The 19,730-nt window shown below is 61.9% G+C and carries 18 protein-coding genes; 3 read left to right on the top strand and 15 right to left on the bottom strand.

Going from position 1 to position 19,730, the window contains the following annotated elements; genetic code table 11:
* The 5 genes from I6E73_RS07395 to dusB all read right to left on the bottom strand — a co-directional run bounded on the left by I6E73_RS07395 (nt 1) and on the right by dusB (nt 7,369).
* Nucleotides 1-1,095, bottom strand: coding sequence for an ABC transporter permease (locus tag I6E73_RS07395; protein WP_197124266.1), 1,095 nt, complete (start codon nt 1,093-1,095; stop codon nt 1-3).
* A 108-nt stretch (nt 1,096-1,203) separates the two neighbouring features.
* Entirely contained in the window at nt 1,204-2,826 is a 1,623-nt protein-coding gene (locus I6E73_RS07390; RefSeq protein WP_197124264.1) for an ABC transporter substrate-binding protein, read from the bottom strand.
* Between the two features lie 160 nt (nt 2,827-2,986).
* The gene (gene dnaG / locus I6E73_RS07385) at nt 2,987-4,894 is read right to left on the bottom strand and encodes a DNA primase (protein ID WP_197124262.1); all 1,908 of its coding nucleotides are present in this window, start codon (nt 4,892-4,894) and stop codon (nt 2,987-2,989) included.
* A 32-nt stretch (nt 4,895-4,926) separates the two neighbouring features.
* Nucleotides 4,927-6,171, bottom strand: a complete 1,245-nt coding sequence (locus I6E73_RS07380; RefSeq protein WP_197109848.1) for a deoxyguanosinetriphosphate triphosphohydrolase — start codon at nt 6,169-6,171, stop codon at nt 4,927-4,929.
* Complete coding sequence (gene dusB / locus I6E73_RS07375; RefSeq protein WP_231600587.1) at nt 6,161-7,369, bottom strand: tRNA dihydrouridine synthase DusB; 1,209 nt, start codon at nt 7,367-7,369, stop codon at nt 6,161-6,163. The genes I6E73_RS07380 and dusB overlap by 11 nt, the downstream gene beginning before the upstream one ends.
* 15 nt (nt 7,370-7,384) lie before the next feature.
* On the opposite strand from dusB, the gene I6E73_RS07370 reads away from it, so the two are divergent.
* Together I6E73_RS07370 and I6E73_RS07365 are read left to right on the top strand one after the other, a co-directional pair.
* Nucleotides 7,385-7,864 carry an aminoacyl-tRNA deacylase gene (locus I6E73_RS07370; RefSeq protein ID WP_197124258.1) on the top strand — a complete coding sequence of 160 codons (480 nt, stop codon included), beginning with the start codon at nt 7,385-7,387 and terminating at the stop codon, nt 7,862-7,864.
* Nucleotides 7,864-8,304: a hypothetical protein gene (locus I6E73_RS07365; protein ID WP_197124256.1), complete on the top strand. Its 441-nt coding sequence runs from the start codon at nt 7,864-7,866 to the stop codon at nt 8,302-8,304. The genes I6E73_RS07370 and I6E73_RS07365 overlap by 1 nt, the downstream gene beginning before the upstream one ends.
* Before the next feature lie 22 nt (nt 8,305-8,326).
* Here I6E73_RS07365 and I6E73_RS07360 read toward each other — a convergent pair whose 3' ends face one another.
* From I6E73_RS07360 to I6E73_RS07340, 5 genes are all read right to left on the bottom strand, one after another.
* A complete protein-coding gene (locus tag I6E73_RS07360; RefSeq protein WP_197124243.1) occupies nt 8,327-8,482 on the bottom strand; it encodes a hypothetical protein in 156 nt (51 codons plus the stop codon).
* Nucleotides 8,483-8,485: 3 nt separating this feature from the next.
* On the bottom strand, nt 8,486-9,133 hold the full coding sequence (locus I6E73_RS07355) for a DsbA family protein (RefSeq protein ID WP_197125196.1): 648 nt from the start codon (nt 9,131-9,133) through the stop codon (nt 8,486-8,488).
* 158 nt (nt 9,134-9,291) lie between these two features.
* Nucleotides 9,292-9,828 (bottom strand): hypothetical protein, encoded by a 537-nt coding sequence (locus tag I6E73_RS07350; RefSeq protein ID WP_197124241.1) that lies wholly within the window; start codon nt 9,826-9,828, stop codon nt 9,292-9,294.
* A 756-nt stretch (nt 9,829-10,584) separates the two neighbouring features.
* Nucleotides 10,585-11,970, bottom strand: a complete 1,386-nt coding sequence (locus tag I6E73_RS07345) for a glycine--tRNA ligase (RefSeq protein ID WP_197105815.1) — start codon at nt 11,968-11,970, stop codon at nt 10,585-10,587.
* A 55-nt stretch (nt 11,971-12,025) separates the two neighbouring features.
* Nucleotides 12,026-13,072 (bottom strand): aminotransferase class V-fold PLP-dependent enzyme, encoded by a 1,047-nt coding sequence (locus tag I6E73_RS07340; protein WP_197124239.1) that lies wholly within the window; start codon nt 13,070-13,072, stop codon nt 12,026-12,028.
* Between the two features lie 81 nt (nt 13,073-13,153).
* Here I6E73_RS07340 and I6E73_RS07335 point away from each other — a divergent pair, with 81 nt between their 5' ends.
* The gene (locus I6E73_RS07335) at nt 13,154-14,104 is read left to right on the top strand and encodes a LysR family transcriptional regulator (protein WP_197124237.1); all 951 of its coding nucleotides are present in this window, start codon (nt 13,154-13,156) and stop codon (nt 14,102-14,104) included.
* Nucleotides 14,105-14,138: 34 nt separating this feature from the next.
* Here I6E73_RS07335 and I6E73_RS07330 read toward each other — a convergent pair whose 3' ends face one another.
* Genes I6E73_RS07330 through I6E73_RS07310 form a run of 5 tightly spaced genes read right to left on the bottom strand, consistent with a single transcriptional unit; the run spans nt 14,139 to nt 19,707 of the window.
* Entirely contained in the window at nt 14,139-15,293 is a 1,155-nt protein-coding gene (locus tag I6E73_RS07330) for a cysteine desulfurase family protein (protein ID WP_197124235.1), read from the bottom strand.
* Nucleotides 15,290-16,150, bottom strand: coding sequence for a carboxylating nicotinate-nucleotide diphosphorylase (nadC, locus tag I6E73_RS07325; protein ID WP_197124232.1), 861 nt, complete (start codon nt 16,148-16,150; stop codon nt 15,290-15,292). The genes I6E73_RS07330 and nadC overlap by 4 nt, the downstream gene beginning before the upstream one ends.
* The gene (nadB, locus tag I6E73_RS07320; protein ID WP_197124230.1) at nt 16,147-17,712 is read right to left on the bottom strand and encodes an L-aspartate oxidase; all 1,566 of its coding nucleotides are present in this window, start codon (nt 17,710-17,712) and stop codon (nt 16,147-16,149) included. Before nadB ends, nadC begins: the two co-directional genes overlap by 4 nt.
* 2 nt (nt 17,713-17,714) lie before the next feature.
* Nucleotides 17,715-19,004 (bottom strand): quinolinate synthase NadA, encoded by a 1,290-nt coding sequence (gene nadA / locus I6E73_RS07315; protein ID WP_197124228.1) that lies wholly within the window; start codon nt 19,002-19,004, stop codon nt 17,715-17,717.
* Nucleotides 18,991-19,707, bottom strand: coding sequence for an NUDIX domain-containing protein (locus I6E73_RS07310; protein ID WP_197124226.1), 717 nt, complete (start codon nt 19,705-19,707; stop codon nt 18,991-18,993). The genes nadA and I6E73_RS07310 overlap by 14 nt, the downstream gene beginning before the upstream one ends.
* Nucleotides 19,708-19,730: the final 23 nt, after the last annotated feature.

Here is a 19,730-nt window from a genome sequence, read left to right as displayed (position 1 = left end):
TTAGTACCTCACCCTCGGGTCGATAATCGCCGCAATGATGTCGACGATGAAGTTGGTCAGTGCCACGATCACAGCGAGCAACACCACGATGCCCTGCACCGCTACAAAGTCACGAGCACCCAGATACTCGACGAGCTTGAAGCCAAGGCCCTTCCACTCGAAGGTGGTTTCAGTCAGCACCGCGCCTCCCAACAGGAGGGCGATCTGCAAGCCGATCACCGTGATGATCGGAATAAGCGCGGGCTTGTAGGCGTGCTTGCGCACGAGACGGTATTCGCTCACGCCACGAGAGCGCGCAGCATCCACGTAGTCCATCGATAGCGAACCGATGACATTGGTGCGCACGAGCCGCAAGAAGATGCCGGCCGTGAGGAGACCGAGCGCAAGACCAGGCAGCACGGCGTGCGAGAGCACATCACCGATTGCTGCCGGGCTACCGAGCCGGAACGCGTCAATCAGATAGATGCCCGACTTGTTGTCGAGCGACGTCAGTTGCAACTCTGTGCGAGTGGATGCTCGGCCTGCCACCGGCAGCACCTTCAGCCACACCGCAAACACGAGCTTGAGAAGCAGCCCCGCAAAGAAGACCGGAGTTGCGTAGGCGAGGATCGCGGCAACACGCAGCACGGCATCCGGCCACTTGTCTCGGAAGTACGCCGCGACCATACCGAGGGGAATGCCGACGACCAGCGCCACCAGAACCGCGTAGAACGCGAGCTCGAGCGTTGCACTGCCGTAGGTCACGAGCAACTCGGAGACGGGACGACCATCGGTGATGGCGGTGCCGAAGTTGCCGGTGAAGACCTGCCCGAGGTATTCGAAATATTGGACCAAGAGCGGACGGTCGTAGCCTGCAGCACTAATGCGCTCAGCGAGCTGAGCGGCCGTCAGACGGTCACCCAGGGCCGCCGTGATGGGATCACCGATCGAGCGCATCAACAAGAACACCATCGTCACAAGGATGAACACGGTCGGGAAAATCAGGATAAAACGGACTATAAGAAAACGAGCGAGAGGATTTGTGATCCCCCGAAAACGCCGGGTGGGCGGTTCTGACTGTGCCGGATTGATCACGGCGGGAGCGGACTGCGACATACCTACCTATCGTGCAGAGAACGAAGACGAGGAGGTGACCCACATTGTGTGTGGGCCACCCCCTTGAGTCATTTCGCTAGGCCAAGGCCTAACTAGAGCGAATTGCTCCTACTTGGCCAAGCTGCCGTAGCGGAACTTGAACGAACCGTCGAGCGTAGCTCCGGTAACGTCCTTGCCCGTAACAGCGATTTGTGCTCCCTGAAGGAACGGCACGGTCGACAGCTGAGCTCCAACCTTCGCCTGAATGTCCTCGATCATTCCCTCACGCGTGGCGGGGTCGAGTTCGGTTGCCTGAGCAACGATCAGATCGTTGACTTCGGCATCCGCGTAGTGGTTTCCGAGGAAGTTACCATCACCGAAGAACGGGGTCAGGTAGTTGTCAGCGTCGGAGTAGTCCGGGAACCAACCCAGCTGGTAAGCCGGGTAAGCATCGGCCGTACGCTCACTCGCGTAGGTAACCCACTCGGTCGACTGCAGGTTGACTTCGAAGACTCCGTCAGCCTCAAGCTGGCTCTTAACCAACGCGTACTCGTCACCCGAAGACTCACCGTAGTGGTCAGGGTTGTACTGGAGGTTGAGCTTCACTGGAGTGTCAACACCAGCATCAGCAAGACGCTTCTGAGCTGCTTCAACGCTCGGTCCCCCGTCGCCGTCGCCGTAGAGGTCCTTGAGAACCTCGGTAGCGCCGGTCAGTCCGTCCGGAACGTAGGAGTACAACGGCAGGTAGGTGCCCTTGTAAACCTGGTCAGAGATTTCCTGGCGGTCGATGAGGTCAGCAACAGCACCACGAACAGCGAGCGACTTCGCGGCGTCAGCCTCGGGAGTCTTCGCGCCGTACGGCTGCGTGTCGAAGTTGAAGACGATGTAGCGGATTTCGCCACCGGGGCCAACGATGACGTTGACATTGTCGTTGCCCTCGAGGTCAGCGACGTCGGTTGCAGACAGGCTGCGGTGCGCGACGTCAATGTTGCCCTCTTGAACATCGAGCTTCAGGTTCGAAGCATCGGTGTAGTACTTCAGCGTGATGCTGTCGGTCGCTGCAGCGCCAAGAACACCCTGGTAGTCAGGGTTGGCCGTGAACGACACGATGTTGTTGAAGTCGTAGCTTTCGATGACGTACTGGCCAGCGAACGCCATACCATCAACGATTTCCTCGTCGGGGGTGACTGCGTCAGCCGAGAAAACTTCCTCGTCAACAATCGGGGCGGCCGGGCTCGACAGGATCTGCGCGAACGTCTGGTCGTTTCCGTTCTTCAAGTGGAAGACAACGGTGGTGTCATCGACGGCTTCAACGCTGTCGATGTTGCCCAAGAGCACGGAAGGACCGTTCTCGTCGTTGATCGCAACCTGACGGTCAAAGCTGAACTTCACGTCTGACGACGTGAGGTCGTTGCCGTTGGCAAACGTGAGGCCCGACTTGAGCACTACGGTGTACTCGTCGTCGCTCGTGTACTCCGCGGACTCTGCAATGTCAGGTTCAACATCGGAGGTGCCCAGCGGCGAGTTGAGCAAGAACGGGAACACCTGATTCATCAGGGCGAAAGAACCGTTGTCGTACGAACCAGCCGGGTCGAGGAACGTGACTTTGTCAGTCGTGCCCACGATAAGCGACTCGGAACCGCCACCGCTGGAGTCTCCTCCAACTTGGCAACCGGTCAAAGCGAGCGCGAACGCTGCTGAGCCGGCAATGACAGCAAGGACTCGCTTGCTGCTCTTGGATGCGGATGTCATATCCGTCTACCTCTTCCTGTTGCGTGCAGAACATGCGACGGCGCGTTTGTAGGCACCGCGCATCGTAGTTCCTCAGTAGTAACACACGAGGAACCTTCGAGACTAGATCGTTTACCCGCGAAAGAGGGATATTTACACGAACGCAACCAAAGAGCAGCAGCTAGGACTCGTCGCGCAGCGCTCGACGCTCCGCTTCGATCCGCATGAGGTCGCGCTGAGTCTGCACATAGCGCTCCGGATCGCTCTCGCGATCCATGCGCTGGAGTACCCCCAGAAGTTCACGTTTTTGCCTCAAGAAATCACGCTCAATCAGGTCGGTCGTCACCTGAACGCAATACACCGGGATTCGTTCCTCACGCTCCGGAATCGGCGCAACACTCAGCTGCTTCACGAACGTGGAAAACGACGACGGCACCTCATCGGCGATCGCGGATGCCCACCCTGGCTCCAGCGCTCGATCGGCAAGAGAGGCAATTGCATCCCGCACGACAGCAAGCGATGGCTCAGCGATGGAGATCTGGGTCAGTTTGCCAATCAGCTCGGCGCCCACGACATCCGGATGCTGCAGTACCGCCATAAGGGCGTCGCGCTCAAGGCGAGTAATGGCATCGACGCGCAAGTTCATGATGGACGGCCCCGGTTGCGCAGGGGCCTCCCCGAAGCCCTCAGGCGGAGCCTGCGACGACGATGCGGACTGTGACTGCTGCGGTGCCTTCGAGGGCCCAGACGGTGCAACGTGACGCTTCGCTTCGGTGACAGCAGCCTGAACCTCAGTGGGCTCCATGCCGAGCCAGCCCGCAACGCTGCGGACGTAGCCAATACCGAGCGCCGAGTCACGAATACCGGCAACCACGGGGGCCGCAGCACGCAAGGCAGCAACGCGACCCTCGACCGTTTCGAGATCGTGCACCGCCAACTCGCGACGAATCTTGAACTCAAACATGGGCTTGCGCGTGGTGACGAGACGACGCACCGCGCCGTCACCCTTCTTGAGTCGCAAATCGCACGGGTCGAGACCGTCGGATGCCACCGCAACGAAGGTCTGCGCTGCAAAGCGGTGCTCCTCGGCGAACGCACGGTTTGCGGCCTTCTGGCCCGCCTCATCCGGGTCGAAGGTGAAGATCACTTCGCCAGTGGCGGTGGTATCTGCGTTGTCATAGTCGCCGATCATGCGACGAACAATCTTGATGTGGTCGACGCCAAACGCGGTTCCACAGGTAGCGACAGCGGTCGTGACGCCGGCAAGGTGGCAGGCCATGACATCCGTATAGCCCTCGACAACGACGATCTGCTTGCCGCGCGAAATATCTTTCTTGGCCAGATCGAGCCCGTAGAGCACTTGGCTCTTGTGATAAACCGGCGTCTCAGGAGTGTTCAGGTACTTAGGGCCTTTGTCGTCGTCCAGTAGACGGCGGGCGCCGAAGCCCAGCGTCTGACCCGTGACATCGCGGATCGGCCACACCAGTCGGCCGCGGAAACGATCGTAATAGTCGCCTCGCTCCCCCTTGCCGATGAGGCCGGCCACGACCAGCTCTTCCGACGAAAAGCCGAGGGTGTTGAGGTGCTTCATGAGTACGCCACCGCGCGGCGCGAAACCGATACCGAAGCGCTCTGCGGCCGACTGATCGAAACCGCGCTCACCGAGAAAACTGCGGCCGGGAGCGGCTTCTGGGGTTGCAAGCTGCGCAACAAAGAAATCGGATGCCGCCTGGTTGGCGGCCAAAATGCGAGCGCGATTGCCGTGATCGGTCGCCGCGCCGCCGTCCTCATAGTGAAGTTCGTAGCCGAGACGCCCAGCCAAGCGCTCGACGGCCTCGGAGAAAGAAACGTGATCCATGCGCTGGAGGAAGGTGTAGACGTCGCCGCCTTCACCGCATCCGAAGCAGTGATAAAAACCGACCTGAGGTCGCACATGGAAGCTAGGGCTGCGCTCTTCGTGGAAGGGGCAGAGGCCCTTCATCGAGCCAGAACCAGCGCTCTTGAGAGTGACGTAGTCGCCCACAATGTCGGCGAGGTTCGTGCGCGAACGCACCTCGTCGATATCACTTCGTTTGATCAGGCCAGCCACAACCGCAATTCTAGGCTCACCGGGATGTGACTCTAGCCAACCAGACGTGTATGCCACGCAATCGCGGACTGATCAGTAAGGCTAGCCACCTGATCTACTACTGCCCGCTTGCGCTGGTGATCGTTCTCAGCGGAATTCCAATCGGCGGTGAATCCGGAATCGAGGTTCACCGGAGCCGTCCACAGCAGAACATCGGCCAGCTCAGTGAGCACATCCCGCTGCTGCTGATAGATCGGACGACGCGCATTCGTCGACATCACAAATGCGGCGACGATGCCCTTGAGCACCGCAATCTCTGCCTGGATTTCAGCCGGGATCACGAGGCTGCCGCCGAAGCGAGCGAGTGCATCAGTGGGGTGAGCTTCGCGCGTGGCCTGAACGGCGGCACCGGCGAAGCGGCCAATGAGCTGACTCGTGAGGTTCTTGAGGCGACCGTGGGCGGCACGGGATCCATCCCACTGATCGAGCCACGGGTCGAGAAGATCGAGACGGTCGAAGGCAGCAATGAGTTCGTCGTGCGTGAACTCGCCGCCGATCCACTCAAACATCGACTTCACAAGGTCGTCATGGTTGACGCGAGCACCGAGCGCGGTGACATCAATAAAGTCGCCAACGATCGCGTCTTCGAAATCGTGCACCGAATAGGCGATGTCGTCAGAGAGATCCATCACTTGCGCTTCGATGCACCGCTGACGATCGGGAGCACCAGCGCGAAGCCACTCGAACGCGGCCGTGTCATCGTCGAAAAAACCATACTTGCTGCGGCCACTCGGATCAGGAATGCCCTGAGCGCTCGGCCACGGGTACTTTGTGCTCGCGTCCAAGCTCGCGCGGGTGAGGTTGAGGCCGTAGCTCTTGCCATCAGGACCGAACACCTTCGGCTCGATGCGCGTGAGCAGACGAAGCGTCTGAGCATTGCCCTCGAAGCCGCCAATGTCGGCTGCCCACTCGTTGAGCGCCCGCTCGCCATTATGACCAAAGGGCGGATGCCCGAGGTCGTGCGAGAGGCAGGCGGTGTCAACGACATCCGGGTCGAGGCCCAGACTGTCAGCGAGCTCGCGGCCCACCTGAGCGACCTCGAGCGAATGCGTGAGGCGATTGCGGGCAAAATCGGTGCCCATCGTGGGGCTCAAGACTTGAGTCTTGGCGGCTAGGCGGCGCAGCGCACTCGAGTGAAGCACCCGCGCACGGTCGCGCGCAAAATCGCTCCGACGACTCGAGTGCTGCTCGGGAAACCAACGCTCGGCGTCAGTCTCGGTGTAGCCCTTAGCCGCCACTGGTGCTCAATTCTGCTTGGTTGAGTTCGCTTCGGTGAGTCTCGTGCAGTTCACGGCTATCGAGCCAGCCCTGCGGAAGCGATGGCTTCTTGGGAGTGCCTGCGCGACCGCGTTGGCCCTCAGCGTCGGCACCCGGGTACTGCTGCGACCAGTCAAGCTGAGCCAACAGTTCGTCGAGTTGAGCGAGGTCGTGCACGGTCGCCATCGCTGCGCGCAACTCTCCGCCGACGGCATAGCCCTTGAAATACCACGCAACATGCTTGCGGATGTCGCGGCACGCACGATCTTCATCGCCAAAGAATTCCACCAGCAGTTCGGCATGACGCTTAAATGCAATGGCGACTTCGCCGAGTGTTGGCTCTGCCTTGAGGGACTCTCCCCGGAAGGCGGCAGCGAGGTCACCGAACAGCCACGGACGACCGAGGCAACCGCGACCGACAACGACTCCGTCGCATCCGGTCTCGTCGACCATGCGGAGAGCGTCGGCAGCACTCCAAATGTCGCCGTTACCGAGAATCGGAGTATCGGTGATGGTGTTCTTGAGCTTTTCGATGGCAGACCAGTCGGCGTGCCCCGAGTAGAACTCCGCAGCGGTGCGCGCGTGCAAAGCGATGCTGGCGACGCCGGCGCCGGCGCCAACGCGAGCAGCCTCAAGGTAAGTCAAATGATCAGAATCGATGCCCTTGCGCATCTTGATCGTCAGCGGAACGTCGCCGGCAGCCTTCACCGCGCCCTCGACGATGTCGCGGAACAAATCGATCTTCCACGGAAGCGCCGCTCCCCCACCCTTGCGAGTGACCTTAGGAACGGGGCATCCGAAATTCAAGTCAATGTGGTCGGCACGATCTTCGGCGACCAACATTGTGACCGCTTCGCGCACCGTCTTCGGGTCAACGCCGTAGAGCTGGATGCTGCGAGTGGTTTCCGACTCGTGGTGCGTAATGAGACGCATGCTCTCGGGCGTGCGCTCCACCAGCGCACGGCTCGTGATCATTTCGCTGACATACAGACCAGCGCCATACTCGCGGCAGAGCCGGCGAAAAGCGGTGTTGGTGATGCCTGCCATGGGCGCCAAAACGACAGGAACATCAAGGTCGAGGTTCCCGATTGAGAGCTGTGGCGCGACACGCGGGTCGGCAGGGGCAAGAATGGTCACGTAGCAATTGTCCCACGGCGCGCCTGAACCAGCGCCGCACATACCGGGAGGCCCCGAATGACGGCAGGAACTGACCGCGTCCGCGACGACGCCGAGCGCCGCGGCATCCCGATCGAGATCGTCGAACGCGCACCAGCCACCTCCCTCGAACACGCCGCCGAGTTGCTCGGAATCACCCCCGCCGAGATCGTGAAATCGCTCGTCGTCAAACGCAGCGACGGCAGCTACCTCTTCGCCCTCGTTCCCGGCGACCGCCAGATTTCGTGGCCAAAGCTGCGCGCCGTCGTCGGCGTCAATAAGTTGCGGATGCCCGAAGCCTCCCTCGCGCTCGAAGCCACCGGATTTGCGCGCGGCACCATCACCCCATTGGGCAGCAGCACCGCCTGGCCCGTGTACGCCGACGAACGCATCGCCGGAAAGCGAGTATCGATGGGATCAGGAGACCACGGCTACACCGCATGGGTTCACACGGATGATCTGATCACCGGCCTCGAGGCCACGGTCGCCGACATTACGAGCGAAACAGGAACTGACTAATGGCCATCGACGAGCATCCGAATGTCTTCCGCTTCGAAACCCGCCTCTGGGTGAGCGCGGCGCCGCGCGAGGAAGCGCTTGAACAACTGCGCGCCCAACGCGCCTGGGATAAAGACAACGCGAGACTTCAGCGCTGGTGGGTTGCCCTCAGCATCGGAGCAATCATTGGAGTTGGAGGAATCTTGGCGGTGGGAACCGCGTCGAACCTCGACCCGACCCTCTACCTGCTCCTCTTGCCGCTCGGCTTCGGAGGCGGTGCCATTCTCGGTGCTCTCATCAACAAACGCTTCAACGCACCCGAAGCGCACCACGCTTCCTTGCCGGCGCGCCCGACCACTGTGCCGCTTACGCTCATTCCCTCACGAGTGGCTAAAGCCGCACCGGAACATGCCAGCGTTGCCGAAATCGTCGAATGGTCGAACCGCGGTTTCGTCGGTTAGATAGCGCACTGCCCTCGTTTGGCTAGACCAGACCTTCGTCGATCTGGCGGTTGACGAAGGCTTGCGAGCGGTGATCATCAACGACGATGCCACAGGCATCGCCTTCACACGCTACTGCGTTCGGGTCGCCGAGCTGCTGGAGGGCGAAGGTCGGGATTGGCTTCGTTGCGGCATCCATGGGTTAGACGTCTCTTTCGGTAAGTACTTGTGTGAGTACGTTAGCGAACGTTTCGCTTTCTTGCGCGCCCGAAACCCCATACTTGCCATCAATCACGAAGAATGGAACCCCCTGGATGCCGTATTGCATGGCTTGTTCCATGTCAGCCTTCACCGCGGGGAGGTACTCGCTCGATTCAAGAACGCGCACCACTTCGGCGCGGTCGAAACCAATCGAGGCCGCGATATCAGCGAGGTCCTCGATGCGGCCGACGTGCTCAGTCTTGATGAAATAGGCGTCAAGAAGACGCTCTTTCATCTCAAGCTGGCGACCGCGAGCCTTCGCAAAGTGCAGAAGCTCGTGCGCCTTCACCGTGTTGGTCTGGTGAATATGTTCGTAGTCATAGTCGAGCCCAACGCTCGATGCGATGTCGGTGACGCGCGTGAGCATTTCTTCGACCTGCGGCATCGGGAGTCCTTTGCGCTCGCTCAAGAACTGGATGGGGGTGCCCTCATACTCGACCGGGGTATCGGGAGCGAGTTCAAACGAGTGGTACACGATCTCGACGGGGATGCCCGACGTTTCTACGGCGGCTTCAAAGCGTCGCTTTCCGATGTAGCACCAGGGGCACTGAACATCAGACCAGATATCGACTTGTACGGGTTCGGTCACGGTTGCTGCTGCATTATTCACCTCAAGGTCAACGCGCTGCGCCCCAAGATATTCCCTCACGTGCGGGTTCTCTCTTGCGTTCCCCGCTGCTGGGTCATTGGGTTCGCGCTTTCTCCGCGTGTGCTGTCGGAAACTCAGGAGATTCGGGATCGTCGCCGCTAGGTCTCGCGGAATCTGGGGCGCCTGACCGCGCAAGCCGTCAGATCTCCTGAATTTCCAACGTCAGCACGCGCATAAGAGGCGAGTACCGTCTCCAGTGCCGTCAGAAACAGCTCCCATTGCGCAAAAACCATTTTGGCGCTGACACTCATCGCGTGAAATCCCGCGATGGTGACTTCGATCGCCTTCAGATGATCCTCTTCGAAGGTGTGCGCATGAAACTGCTTGCCATTGATCTCAAGCCCAACGACACCGTTCACCACCAGATCAATCCGCTTGGACCCCAGAGGAACTTGAATCTCGACGCGATGGCCCCGAAGCTGTAGCCGAACGCGCGCAAGGCTCTCCGGCAAGCTCTCAGAACGCCCATCCACCCAGGACCGTATCCCGCGCTTGTACCGCGGCAGCATGAGAATCAACTGCTCACAATCGAACTCATCGATCCGCCCGGTGTGCAGCGCCCAGTCCACTGCAGCAACGGCCGTCTCGAGGCTCTCGTCGACCACCACACGTCTGAGCGCCTCGAGAATACTCACGTGCCACGTTGTTCCCCGCTCGTGGACCGAGCGCGGATCCCAGTGCAACTGCACCCCGTTTCTTCGGCCCAGTGGGCGCCGCCGATTCCACTGGCTGCGCAATCGCGAGGCGTTCTGGGGCACTGACACCTGCAGCGGATGCTCCCTCAAAACCCAGCCACCCCAGTCTGCAATCGCGGAGATACCGGTGAGGCGACCCCCTACTCGCGCGGCTCGAACGCGCAACTCTGCCTCCGCGCCCGTTGTGTACCAACCTTGACGTGCCCTGACGACCTCGCCCCGCTTGACTGCTCGGGTGAGATCACGGTCGCGGGCTCCCCGCACGACCAGCTGACGTTTCTGCGCAAGCCCGCCAAGTTCATCAACCAGTTCGTGTACATCCACCATGACGACAGCATCACCGCGGTTGTCGCCGCGTGGCATGAGAGGCGGCGATCAGTTGACTATTGGGGTGCGCGGGGCCTGTTGATGACACGTCGTAGTTGGAAATCCAGGAGATCCGTCGGTGCCTCCGACAAGAGGCCCGGGATACCGCGGGCCTGACGCCGACAGAATCGCGCGCGAACTCGAATCTCCTGAGTTTCTGACGGGAGCCCGCGGGATGAGAGCGGTTGGTCCGGCGGTACGTCGAGCTGCAGCGAAGACCACCACAGCGAAGGACCGCGCACACAGAAAAGCGGACCCGGAACGTGTCCGGGTCCGCTGTGTCGCAGTGCGGGCCGTCAGCGAGAAACTCTGAGAGCCTGGCCGCAGGATCTAGCAGCCGATGAGCTCCTGCGCGAGGTAGCCGCGCAGCTCTTCGATCGGCATGCGCTTCTGTTCCATCGTGTCGCGCTCACGGATCGTGACCGCGTTGTCGTCGAGCGAATCGAAGTCGATCGTGACGCAGAACGGGGTTCCGATTTCGTCTTGACGACGGTATCGACGACCGATCGCACCGGCGTCGTCGAAGTCGACGTTCCAGTACTTGCGCAGGTCAGCAGCAACGCCACGCGCCATCGGCGACAGGCGCTCGTTGCGCGACAGCGGCAGCACGGCAACCTTTACTGGCGAGAGCCGACGGTCGAGGCGCAGAACGGTGCGCTTGTCGACGCCACCCTTCGCGTTGGGCGCCTCGTCTTCGGCATAAGCATCGATGAGGAAGGCCATGAGGGCGCGGGTGAGTCCGAACGCAGGCTCGATCACGTACGGCGTCCAACGCTCGTCCTTGGCCTGGTCGAAGTACGACAGGTCAGAACCGGATGCCTCGGAGTGCGTGCGCAGGTCGAAGTCGGTGCGGTTAGCGATGCCCATGAGCTCGCCCCACTCGCTACCGGCGAAGCGGAAACGGTACTCAACATCCACTGTTCGCTTGGAGTAGTGCGAGAGCTTCTCTTGAGCGTGCTCGTAGAAGCGCAGGTTGTCGGGGTTGATGCCGAGGTCGGTGTACCACTTCATGGATTCGTCGATCCAGGTCTGGTGCCATTCTTCGTCGGTGCCGGGCTCGACGAAGAATTCCATCTCCATCTGTTCGAACTCACGCGTACGGAAAATGAAGTTTCCGGGCGTGATCTCGTTACGGAAGGACTTTCCGACCTGGCCGATTCCGAAGGGCGGCTTCATACGAGCAGCACCCATGACGTTGGCGAAGTTGGTGAAGATGCCCTGCGCGGTTTCGGGGCGCAGGTAGTGCATTCCCTCTTCGTTGTCGACGGGGCCGAGGTAAGTCTTGAGGAGCCCTGAGAAGTTCTGCGGTTCGGTCCACGATCCGGGCTGACCGGTGTCAGGGTCGCGGATGTCGGCAAGCCCGTTGACGGGAGGGTGCCCGTGCTTCTCTTCGTAGGCTTCGAGAAGGTGATCAGCGCGGTAACGCTTGTGGGTGTGCAGCGATTCGACTAGCGGGTCGGAGAAGACCTCGACGTGACCGGATGCTTCCCAGACCTTGCGAGGCAGGATGACGGCCGAGTCGAGCCCGACGACGTCTTCGCGACCTTGAACGAAGGTCTGCCACCACTGCTTTTTGATGTTCTCTTTGAGGGCGGTTCCCAGCGGGCCATAGTCCCAGGCTGAGCGTGAACCGCCGTAGATCTCTCCCGATTGGAAGACAAAACCTCGGCGCTTGGCGAGGTTGATAACGGCGTCGAGGGGGTTAGGCGTAGCCACAGAAACTCCAATAGTCTGCCGAGCTGGATGCACGGTCGGCGGACATCCAGTTTAGCTAGACACGCAGCGCAGCGATAACCGCCGCGACGTCTTCTTCGGTATTCCAGAGGTGGAATGCGGCGCGAAGACGGCCAGCGCGACCGGAGGCGGTGATGCCAGCGGCCGTCAGCTTGGCGAGGTCGGCGCCCGATTCATCCGGCCACGTGACGATGGCCTGATTCTGGCGTTCGATTCCGAGCTCGTCGCACAGCAAGTTGGCGAGGCCGGTGCAGTGCTCCCAGACTTCGGCGATATCGAGGTCAGCAAACATGGCGATGGGATGCTCGGCACCGACCCAAGCCTGCCACGCGGGTGACACGTCGAACTGGCGAGCGTCTTTCGCAAGGTTCATGTCGGTGCCGTACACACTCGACCAGACGTCTTCCCCCGCGTACCAGCCGGCTTGCACTGGCGTGATGTGCTCGGCGAAATCCTCGGAGATTGTGAGGAACGCGACGCCGCGAGGCGAACACAACCACTTGTAGGCGTGGCACACGGTCGCATCGTATTGGCTGGCATCCACGGGGTAAACGCCGGCGGCCTGCGTGATGTCGCAGAGAGTGCGAGCTCCGTGACGGTCGGTAGCGGCGGTGATCGCCGCGACATCGGCGACCTTGCCGTTGCAGGATTGGATGAGCGAGAACGCGACGAGCGCGGTGGTATCGGTGATGGCATCCGCGAGTTCGGCCAGGGGCACGGCGCGCACCTGAAGGTCGCGGTGCTGCAGGAACGGGAACACGATTGACGTGAAGTCGGATTCGACGACGAGCACTTCGGAACCGGCCGGCAGCGAGCAGGCGATGAGGGATGCCATGACCGAGGTTTGTGATCCGATCGCGACGCGACTGGTGTCCACGCCGACGAGGCGCGCGTAGTGACTACGCGTGCGTTCGACGATGTCGCCATAGTTCATGGGGTTGCAGGTTGCGGTAGCCCACTGCCCGAGCTTCTCAGTCATCTCGGTGACGGCGGCGCACGTGGGGAGCCCCATGGTGGCAGCGGAAAGGTACCCGCGGGTGTTCGCGAAGCTGTCGATGGCGCTGGCCAGAGCTGGAGAGGTCATGCCACCATGTTCCCGCGCCCGGATATATGCCACAAGAGCATGATTGGGATACCAACGATCACGTTTAGTTATGCTTGGTCGATGGACACCACGCCAGACCTTCTCTCGCTGCGCATCGTTCGCGCGATTTCTGAACACGGCACGATCAGCGAAGCGGCCCGCGTTCTCGGCTACAGCCAGCCCGCCCTCAGTCAGCACCTCACTCGCGCCCAGTCGCGACTCGGGCTCGCGCTTGTGGTGCGCTCGGGCCGCGGGGTGCGCCTCACCGAAGCTGGCCGCGCCCTCGCCAGTCACGCCGTGACTGTACTCAATGCGGTGGATGCGGCGAGCGCCGAACTCGCAGAGTTAGCCGGCCTCTCGAGCGGAACGGTGCGCATCGCAGCTTTCCCGACCGCGTCGTCGACGCTCGTGCCGCGGTTGATTCGTCAGTTGCGGCAGCAGCATCCGAATTTGACGGTGAATTATGTCGAGGCTGAGCCTCCGCAGGCGCTGCAGCTGTTGCGGGACGGCTCAGCGGATCTCGCAATTACGTTCTCGTACCCGGAGGACCGTGCCGACCCGCACTTGTCGCGTGATGGCGGCCACACGACGGTGCCGCTGTTCACGGAGCCGGTGGTACTGGTGCTTCCGGACACTCATCCCCTAGCGAATGCCGACAGTGTGAGCCTGGCCGATCTTGCGAACGACGCGTGGATTGCGGGCTGTGCCCTCTGTCGCGGTCATTTGCTTGCCCTGTGCAACATCGAGGGTTTCGCCCCAGAGATTGGGTTGGAGACGGATAACGCTCTCGCGGTACTGAGCTTTGTCTCCCGCGGGCTGGGGGTGGCGCTTCTCCCCCAGCTGGCGCTGTCGTCACTGACGCTGCCGGAGGGCGTGAGCATCCATGCCCCGCAGCCCTCGAGTGAGCGCACCATTCAGTACGTCATTCAGCCGGGGGCAACGCGGATCCCGAGCGTGGCGACGACTATTGCAACGTTGACCGCGTTGGGTGGAGATGTCTGGGGCCTGAAGGACTACCCGGCGCAGGAGTAACTACGAAACTGGAGCGTGCGGTACTGCCGAGGCGCTACCCGGAGAGCGAGCGCACCGCCCGGTAGGCCGTTTCGATCTCGGCGGCGACCGTGGCGAGCTGTTCCGCTGTCGTATCCCCACTGAGACTAAACCGCACCGCCGTTTGGGCGATCGCTTCGTCAATGCCGATCGCGGTCAGCACGTGCGAGACATCGTCGCTGCCGACGGCACACGCCGAACCGGCTGAACAGATGATGCCAGCGCGACCGAGCTCGAGCAGGAGGGATTCTCCACTGGTGCCGGGGAAGCAGAATGAGGCATTGTTGGGGAGACGGGTGGGTGTGGCAGCCAACGCTGGCCCTGTAAAGATCGCAGCGGGAACCCGCGCCAGCACATCAGCGACGAAGTCATCCCGCAGCTGCGCGATCCTGACCGCACGCTCAGCCCGGTCAGTCTCGGCGAGCACGAGGGCATGAGCGAATCCAACAGCCCCTGCGACGTTTTCGGTGCCCGAGCGCTTGCCGCGCTCCTGGCCTCCCCCGTGCAACACGGGCTCGAGACTGCGACGCCCCTTGACCATCAGCACACCGATACCTTTGGGCGCTCCGAGCTTGTGTCCGGACAGGCTGAGGGCAGCGACGCCCAGCCCGGCAACGTCGAGAGGGAGCCAGCCGGCAGCTTGCACGGCATCCGTGTGCAGAGGCACCCCCTGGGCGCGGCAGAGTTCAGCCAGCGCTGCAATGGGCTGTACAGCACCGATCTCGTTATTGGCATACATGACAGTGCAGAGCGTGGTGTCGGGGCGCAGGGCATCCCGAGCCTCGTCAAGGTTGATAAGACCGTGAGCGTCCACCGGCAGTACCGTGACTTCGAACCCGTGAATGCGCGCGAGATAGTCGACGGACTCCAGCACGGCCTCATGCTCAATCGCACTCGTGACGATGTGGCGTCCGCGTGGCTCGGCCAGCGCGAGGCCCTTGATGGCGAGGTTGTCTGACTCCGTGCCCCCCGACGTGAATACGACATCGGATGCCCGGCACCCCAGTGATGCGGCAACACTCGTGCGGGCGGCATCCAGGGCCCGCTTCGCGGACTCCCCCAGCTCGTGGTGGCTGGACGGGTTGCCGAAGTCTCCCGTCAGCAGCGGCCACATCGCTTCAAGCACCTCACGGCGCACAGGTGTGGTTGCGGCGGAGTCGAGAAAGATCATGAGGTGGCGGCGCTCACCGCAATGTCGAGCCCGAGGTCGAGCGAGCGAACGCTGTGGGTGAGGGCCCCTACCGAGATGACATCGACACCGGTTGCAGCAATCGCGGCAATGGTATCGAGGTTCACGCCTCCGCTGGCCTCGACGATGGCGCGGCCAGCCACGAGCTCGACACCCGCACGCAGATCTTCGAGCGAGAAGTTGTCGAGCATGATGGTGTCGACGCCCGCCGAGACGACAGTCTCAACCTGGTCGAGCCGATCCACCTCGACCTCAAGGTGAGTGGTGTGACCGATCCGGGCACGAGCGAGACGAATGGCCTCGCCAAGTTCGATACCGGCCGCAGCGAGAACCGCCAGGTGGTTGTCTTTGGCCATCACAGCATCCGAGAGACTGAAGCGGTGGTTGTGGCCACCACCCGAACGCACAGCGTGGCGTTCGAGAGCCCGGAGGCCCGGAGTCGTCTTGCGCGTATCGACAACCCGCGCGTGCGTGCCCGCCACCTGCGCGACGTACGCCGCGGTCCGGGTGGCGATTCCCGACATCCGCTGGCTGAGGTTGAGAGCGATGCGCTCCGCCCGCAAAACGGCGCGGGCGTTACCGGACACCGAAGCAAGTTGCTGGCCGGCGGTGAACGAGTCGCCATCACTGGCCTGCAGCGTGACCTCAGCCTGAGCATCCACCAGCTGGAAGGTGCGAGCGAAGACATCGAGGCCACTGGCGACCCCCGCCTCACGCGCATTGAGAACAGCGGTGGCGGTGGCGTCTTCGGGCACGAACGCATCGCTCGTGATGTCACCCCACGGCGCATCTTCGGCGAGGGCCATCAGGATGACATTGTCAACGAGCTGCTGATTCATCGCTTGATCGTTTCTGCTTGGTCTTCTGCCGGGATGAAGTCGCCCGCTACGTTGACTGCCGCCCAGCGCGTGGAGAACGCGAGCTCCTCGCGGGTCTCCGGGTAGTCGGTGCGCTCGTGGGCTCCGCGCGATTCCTTACGGCGGAGCGCCGCGACGACGACGAGGCGTGCGAGGTCGAGCAGGTTCGCGTTCTCGGCGCCCTCGACCGTGTTGGATTCGGAATGCCAGCTCGCCAAGATCGCGGAGGCTTCTTCGAGGCGGGTAGCGTCCCGCTCAAGACCAACGTGGCTCCACATCAGTTCACGCAACTGATCGCGCGTGAATGGCTCTTTGCCCGTGATCTCGAACTGCGGCTCGAGCGCATCAATCTCGATGGCCCGCTGGGGCTCATTGAGAGCATCCGCAGCACGCCAGGCGAAAACGAGCGATTCGAGCAGCGAGTTGGAGGCCAGACGGTTGGCTCCGTGCACACCGGTGCAGGATGCCTCCCCCACGGCATAGAGACCGCGCACGCTCGTGCGGCCGTCGATGTCGGTGCGGATGCCACCCATCCAGTAGTGCGCAGCAGGCGTCACGGGAATCGGTTCTGTGCCCCAATCGAAGCCGTGCTCTTCGCAGACCTCGCTGATGCCGGGGAATCGTGTGGCGAGAAACTCGGAACCGAGGGCGGTGGCATCGAGCATGATCGGTCGCCCGCCCTGCTTTTCCATGGCGCGAGCAATGCCGCGAGCGACAACATCGCGCGGGGCGAGTTCGCCATCGGGGTGCACGTCGAACATGAAGCGCTTGCCATTCTCGTCGAGCAGGGTTGCGCCCTCACCGCGAACCGCCTCGGAGACGAGCGGGTTGCCGGGCACCGCGAGCGATGTCGGGTGGAACTGGAAGAATTCGACATCGGCGAGAGCGGCACCAGCGCGGTAGGCGGCAGCAACACCGTCACCTGTAGTGACGAACGGGTTCGTGGTGTGCTTGTAGAGCTGGCCTGCTCCACCACTCGCGAGAACGACAATGTCGCCGTCAATGACGCGCGAGTTGCCGTCGGGAGCAATGACGTCGATACCGGTGACGCGCGGCGTGCCGTCAGCATCCGTCTCCGTCACGAGATCGCGCATGAACGTGTACGCATAGGTCTCGACGGCCAACGCTCGAACCGCCCGCAAAAGGGCGACTTCGATGGCAAGCCCCGTTGCATCTCCGCCCGCGTGGATGACGCGCCGCGACGAGTGCGCCGCTTCGTGTCCCCGAGCGAGCTCACCATTGGCAATGCGGTCGAACTCCACTCCGAGAGAGATGAGTTCTTGCACGCGCAACGGGCCCTCGCTGCACAACACTTCCACGGCATCCCGCTCGCACAGTCCTGCGCCAGCGATCATCGTGTCAGAGACGTGACTGGCCACGGTGTCATCGGGGAACAGCACAGCAGCAATACCGCCCTGGGCGTACTTGGTGTTGCTCTCCGCGAGCTCCGACTTGGTCACGAGGACCACTTCGTGGTGAGCACTTGCGCGGTAGGCGGTGATGAGACCGGCGATACCTGTGCCGACAACAATGACCCGTGCCATGGTTACGCTTCTTTCGTCGTTACCGGTGGCTTCGCGGCGAGCATCCGCTCCAAGGCCACGCGAGCCGGTACTGCCACATCGTCAGCGACAGTGATCTGGTTGAGCACTTCGCCGCGAACGAGCCCCTCAAGAACCCACGCGAGGTAGCCAGGGTGAATGCGGTACATCGTCGAACACGGGCACACGACCGGGTCGAGGCAGAAAATCGTGTGCTGCGGGTACTCGGCAGCGAGACGGTTGACCATGTTGATCTCGGTACCGATCGCGAACGTTGTCGGTTCGGTCGCAGCAGCAACAGCCTTCTGGATGTAGTCGGTCGACCCCGCCTCGTCAGCGGCATCCACAACGGGCATCGGGCACTCGGGGTGCACGATCACACGAACACCGGGGTGCTCAGCGCGAGCCTGCTCGATCTGACCAACATTGAAGCGCTTGTGAACGCTGCAGAAGCCGTGCCAGAGCACAACCTTCGCTTCGTTGAGGGTCTCAGCGTCGTTACCGCCGAGAGGCTTGTTCGGGTTCCACATCGGCATGAGATCGGTCGAAATACCCATCTTCTTTGCCGTGTTGCGCCCGAGGTGCTGGTCGGGGAAGAACAGCACGCGCTGACCGCGCTCGTACGCCCATTCCAGCACGGTAGTGGCGTTCGAGCTTGTGCAGACGATTCCCCCGTTGCGACCGCAGAACCCCTTGAGCGCAGCAGACGAGTTCATGTACGTCACGGGGATGATCGGAACGCGGCCATCGGCATCCGGCTCGGTGCCATAGATCTCGGTGAGCTGTTCCCAGCATTCCTCAACCGAATCGATGTCGGCCATGTCGGCCATCGAACAACCGGCAGCGAGGTTCGGGAGAATGACCGCCTGATCGGAGCGAGCGAGGATGTCGGCGGTTTCGGCCATAAAGTGCACGCCACAGAAAATAATGGCTTCGGCGTTGGGCACGGTTTGGGCGGCGTTGGCAAGTTGGAACGAGTCGCCGAGGAAGTCGGCGTGCTGCACAACTTCATCGCGCTGATAGAAGTGGCCAAGGATGACGGCACGGTCGCCGAGGGTCGCTTTGGCAGCGACGATGCGAGCGTGGAGGTCTTCGTTGGAGGCCTTCTGATATTCGACAGGCAACTGGCCCTGACGAGGTGCTCCCGTTGGGATGACGTCGCCCATCGAAGCCCCTGGCCCATAGCTCGGAACACCCAGATCGAAGGTCCACGGACCATCGGCTAGCTCAGGCGCACAGGTTTCCCCGTCGCCCGTCTTCGTGATGCGCTGAATAGTCGAATCAATGGATGACACGAGTGCTCCCTGTCTTTAAGCGGCCGAGCGGGCCATTGTCAACGAGCTCAACGCCCTCGTCATAGCGGTACAACCTCGGAGGCCGGTGACGCCCTCCCGAGACAACGTGATCAGTGGGAACCAGTGAACCCGAATTCTCAATCTGACGACGGAAATTGGCGGGATCGAGCTGCTTTTGCAACACAGCCTCGTGCACAATGCGCAGTTCACTCAGAGTAAAAGTCTCCCCCAGGAAGGCCCGGGCGATGCGCGAGTATTCCATCTTGGTGCGGAGACGCCAGAGGGCGTAGTCGACGATGACGTTGTGATCGAACGCCAACTCGGGCAGGTTGTCTGCCGGGAACCAGCGCACATTCTCACCCTCGGTAGCCCGGTCTGCCTCTTCTTGGCGCACGAGCGCCCAGTAGACAATCGACACCGCGCGAGATCCAATCGAACGCTCAACATCGCCGAAGGCGTAGAGCTGCTCGAGGTAAGCCGGCTCGAGAGCTGTTGTCTCAAGCAAGTTGCGCGCGGCTGCGTCTTCGAGGCTCTCGTGGTTGTCAACCCAACCACCGGGCAACGCCCACTGACCGGCATAGGGTTCGCGGGTGCGACGCACCAATGGAATCCACAGCGCGCTCTCCCCCGACTCGGGAATAGGGCGCAGCGCAAAAATCACGGTGGACACCGCGAGCGAGATTGCTTGCTCACTCTGTTGCATCGCCACTCCCTTCGGTAAGAGTC

Origin of the sequence: Salinibacterium sp. SWN248 (assembly GCF_015864575.1) — a bacterium.
Classification (GTDB): domain Bacteria; phylum Actinomycetota; class Actinomycetes; order Actinomycetales; family Microbacteriaceae; genus Rhodoglobus.
This window is presented reverse-complemented; position numbering and strand designations above follow the sequence as displayed.

What these genes read in the sequence shown, in the direction of transcription:
- I6E73_RS07395 (WP_197124266.1), bottom strand. Translation starts at nt 1,095, where the DNA reads ATGTCGCAGTCCGCTCCCGCCGTGATCAATCCGGCACAGTCAGAACCG.
- I6E73_RS07390 (WP_197124264.1), bottom strand. Translation starts at nt 2,826, where the DNA reads ATGACATCCGCATCCAAGAGCAGCAAGCGAGTCCTTGCTGTCATTGCC.
- dusB (WP_231600587.1), bottom strand. Translation starts at nt 7,369, where the DNA reads ATGTGCGGCGCTGGTTCAGGCGCGCCGTGGGACAATTGCTACGTGACC.
- I6E73_RS07370 (WP_197124258.1), top strand. Translation starts at nt 7,385, where the DNA reads ATGACGGCAGGAACTGACCGCGTCCGCGACGACGCCGAGCGCCGCGGC.
- I6E73_RS07365 (WP_197124256.1), top strand. Translation starts at nt 7,864, where the DNA reads ATGGCCATCGACGAGCATCCGAATGTCTTCCGCTTCGAAACCCGCCTC.
- I6E73_RS07360 (WP_197124243.1), bottom strand. Translation starts at nt 8,482, where the DNA reads ATGGATGCCGCAACGAAGCCAATCCCGACCTTCGCCCTCCAGCAGCTC.
- I6E73_RS07340 (WP_197124239.1), bottom strand. Translation starts at nt 13,072, where the DNA reads ATGACCTCTCCAGCTCTGGCCAGCGCCATCGACAGCTTCGCGAACACC.
- I6E73_RS07335 (WP_197124237.1), top strand. Translation starts at nt 13,154, where the DNA reads ATGGACACCACGCCAGACCTTCTCTCGCTGCGCATCGTTCGCGCGATT.
- I6E73_RS07330 (WP_197124235.1), bottom strand. Translation starts at nt 15,293, where the DNA reads ATGATCTTTCTCGACTCCGCCGCAACCACACCTGTGCGCCGTGAGGTG.
- nadC (WP_197124232.1), bottom strand. Translation starts at nt 16,150, where the DNA reads ATGAATCAGCAGCTCGTTGACAATGTCATCCTGATGGCCCTCGCCGAA.
- nadB (WP_197124230.1), bottom strand. Translation starts at nt 17,712, where the DNA reads ATGGCACGGGTCATTGTTGTCGGCACAGGTATCGCCGGTCTCATCACC.
- I6E73_RS07310 (WP_197124226.1), bottom strand. Translation starts at nt 19,707, where the DNA reads ATGCAACAGAGTGAGCAAGCAATCTCGCTCGCGGTGTCCACCGTGATT.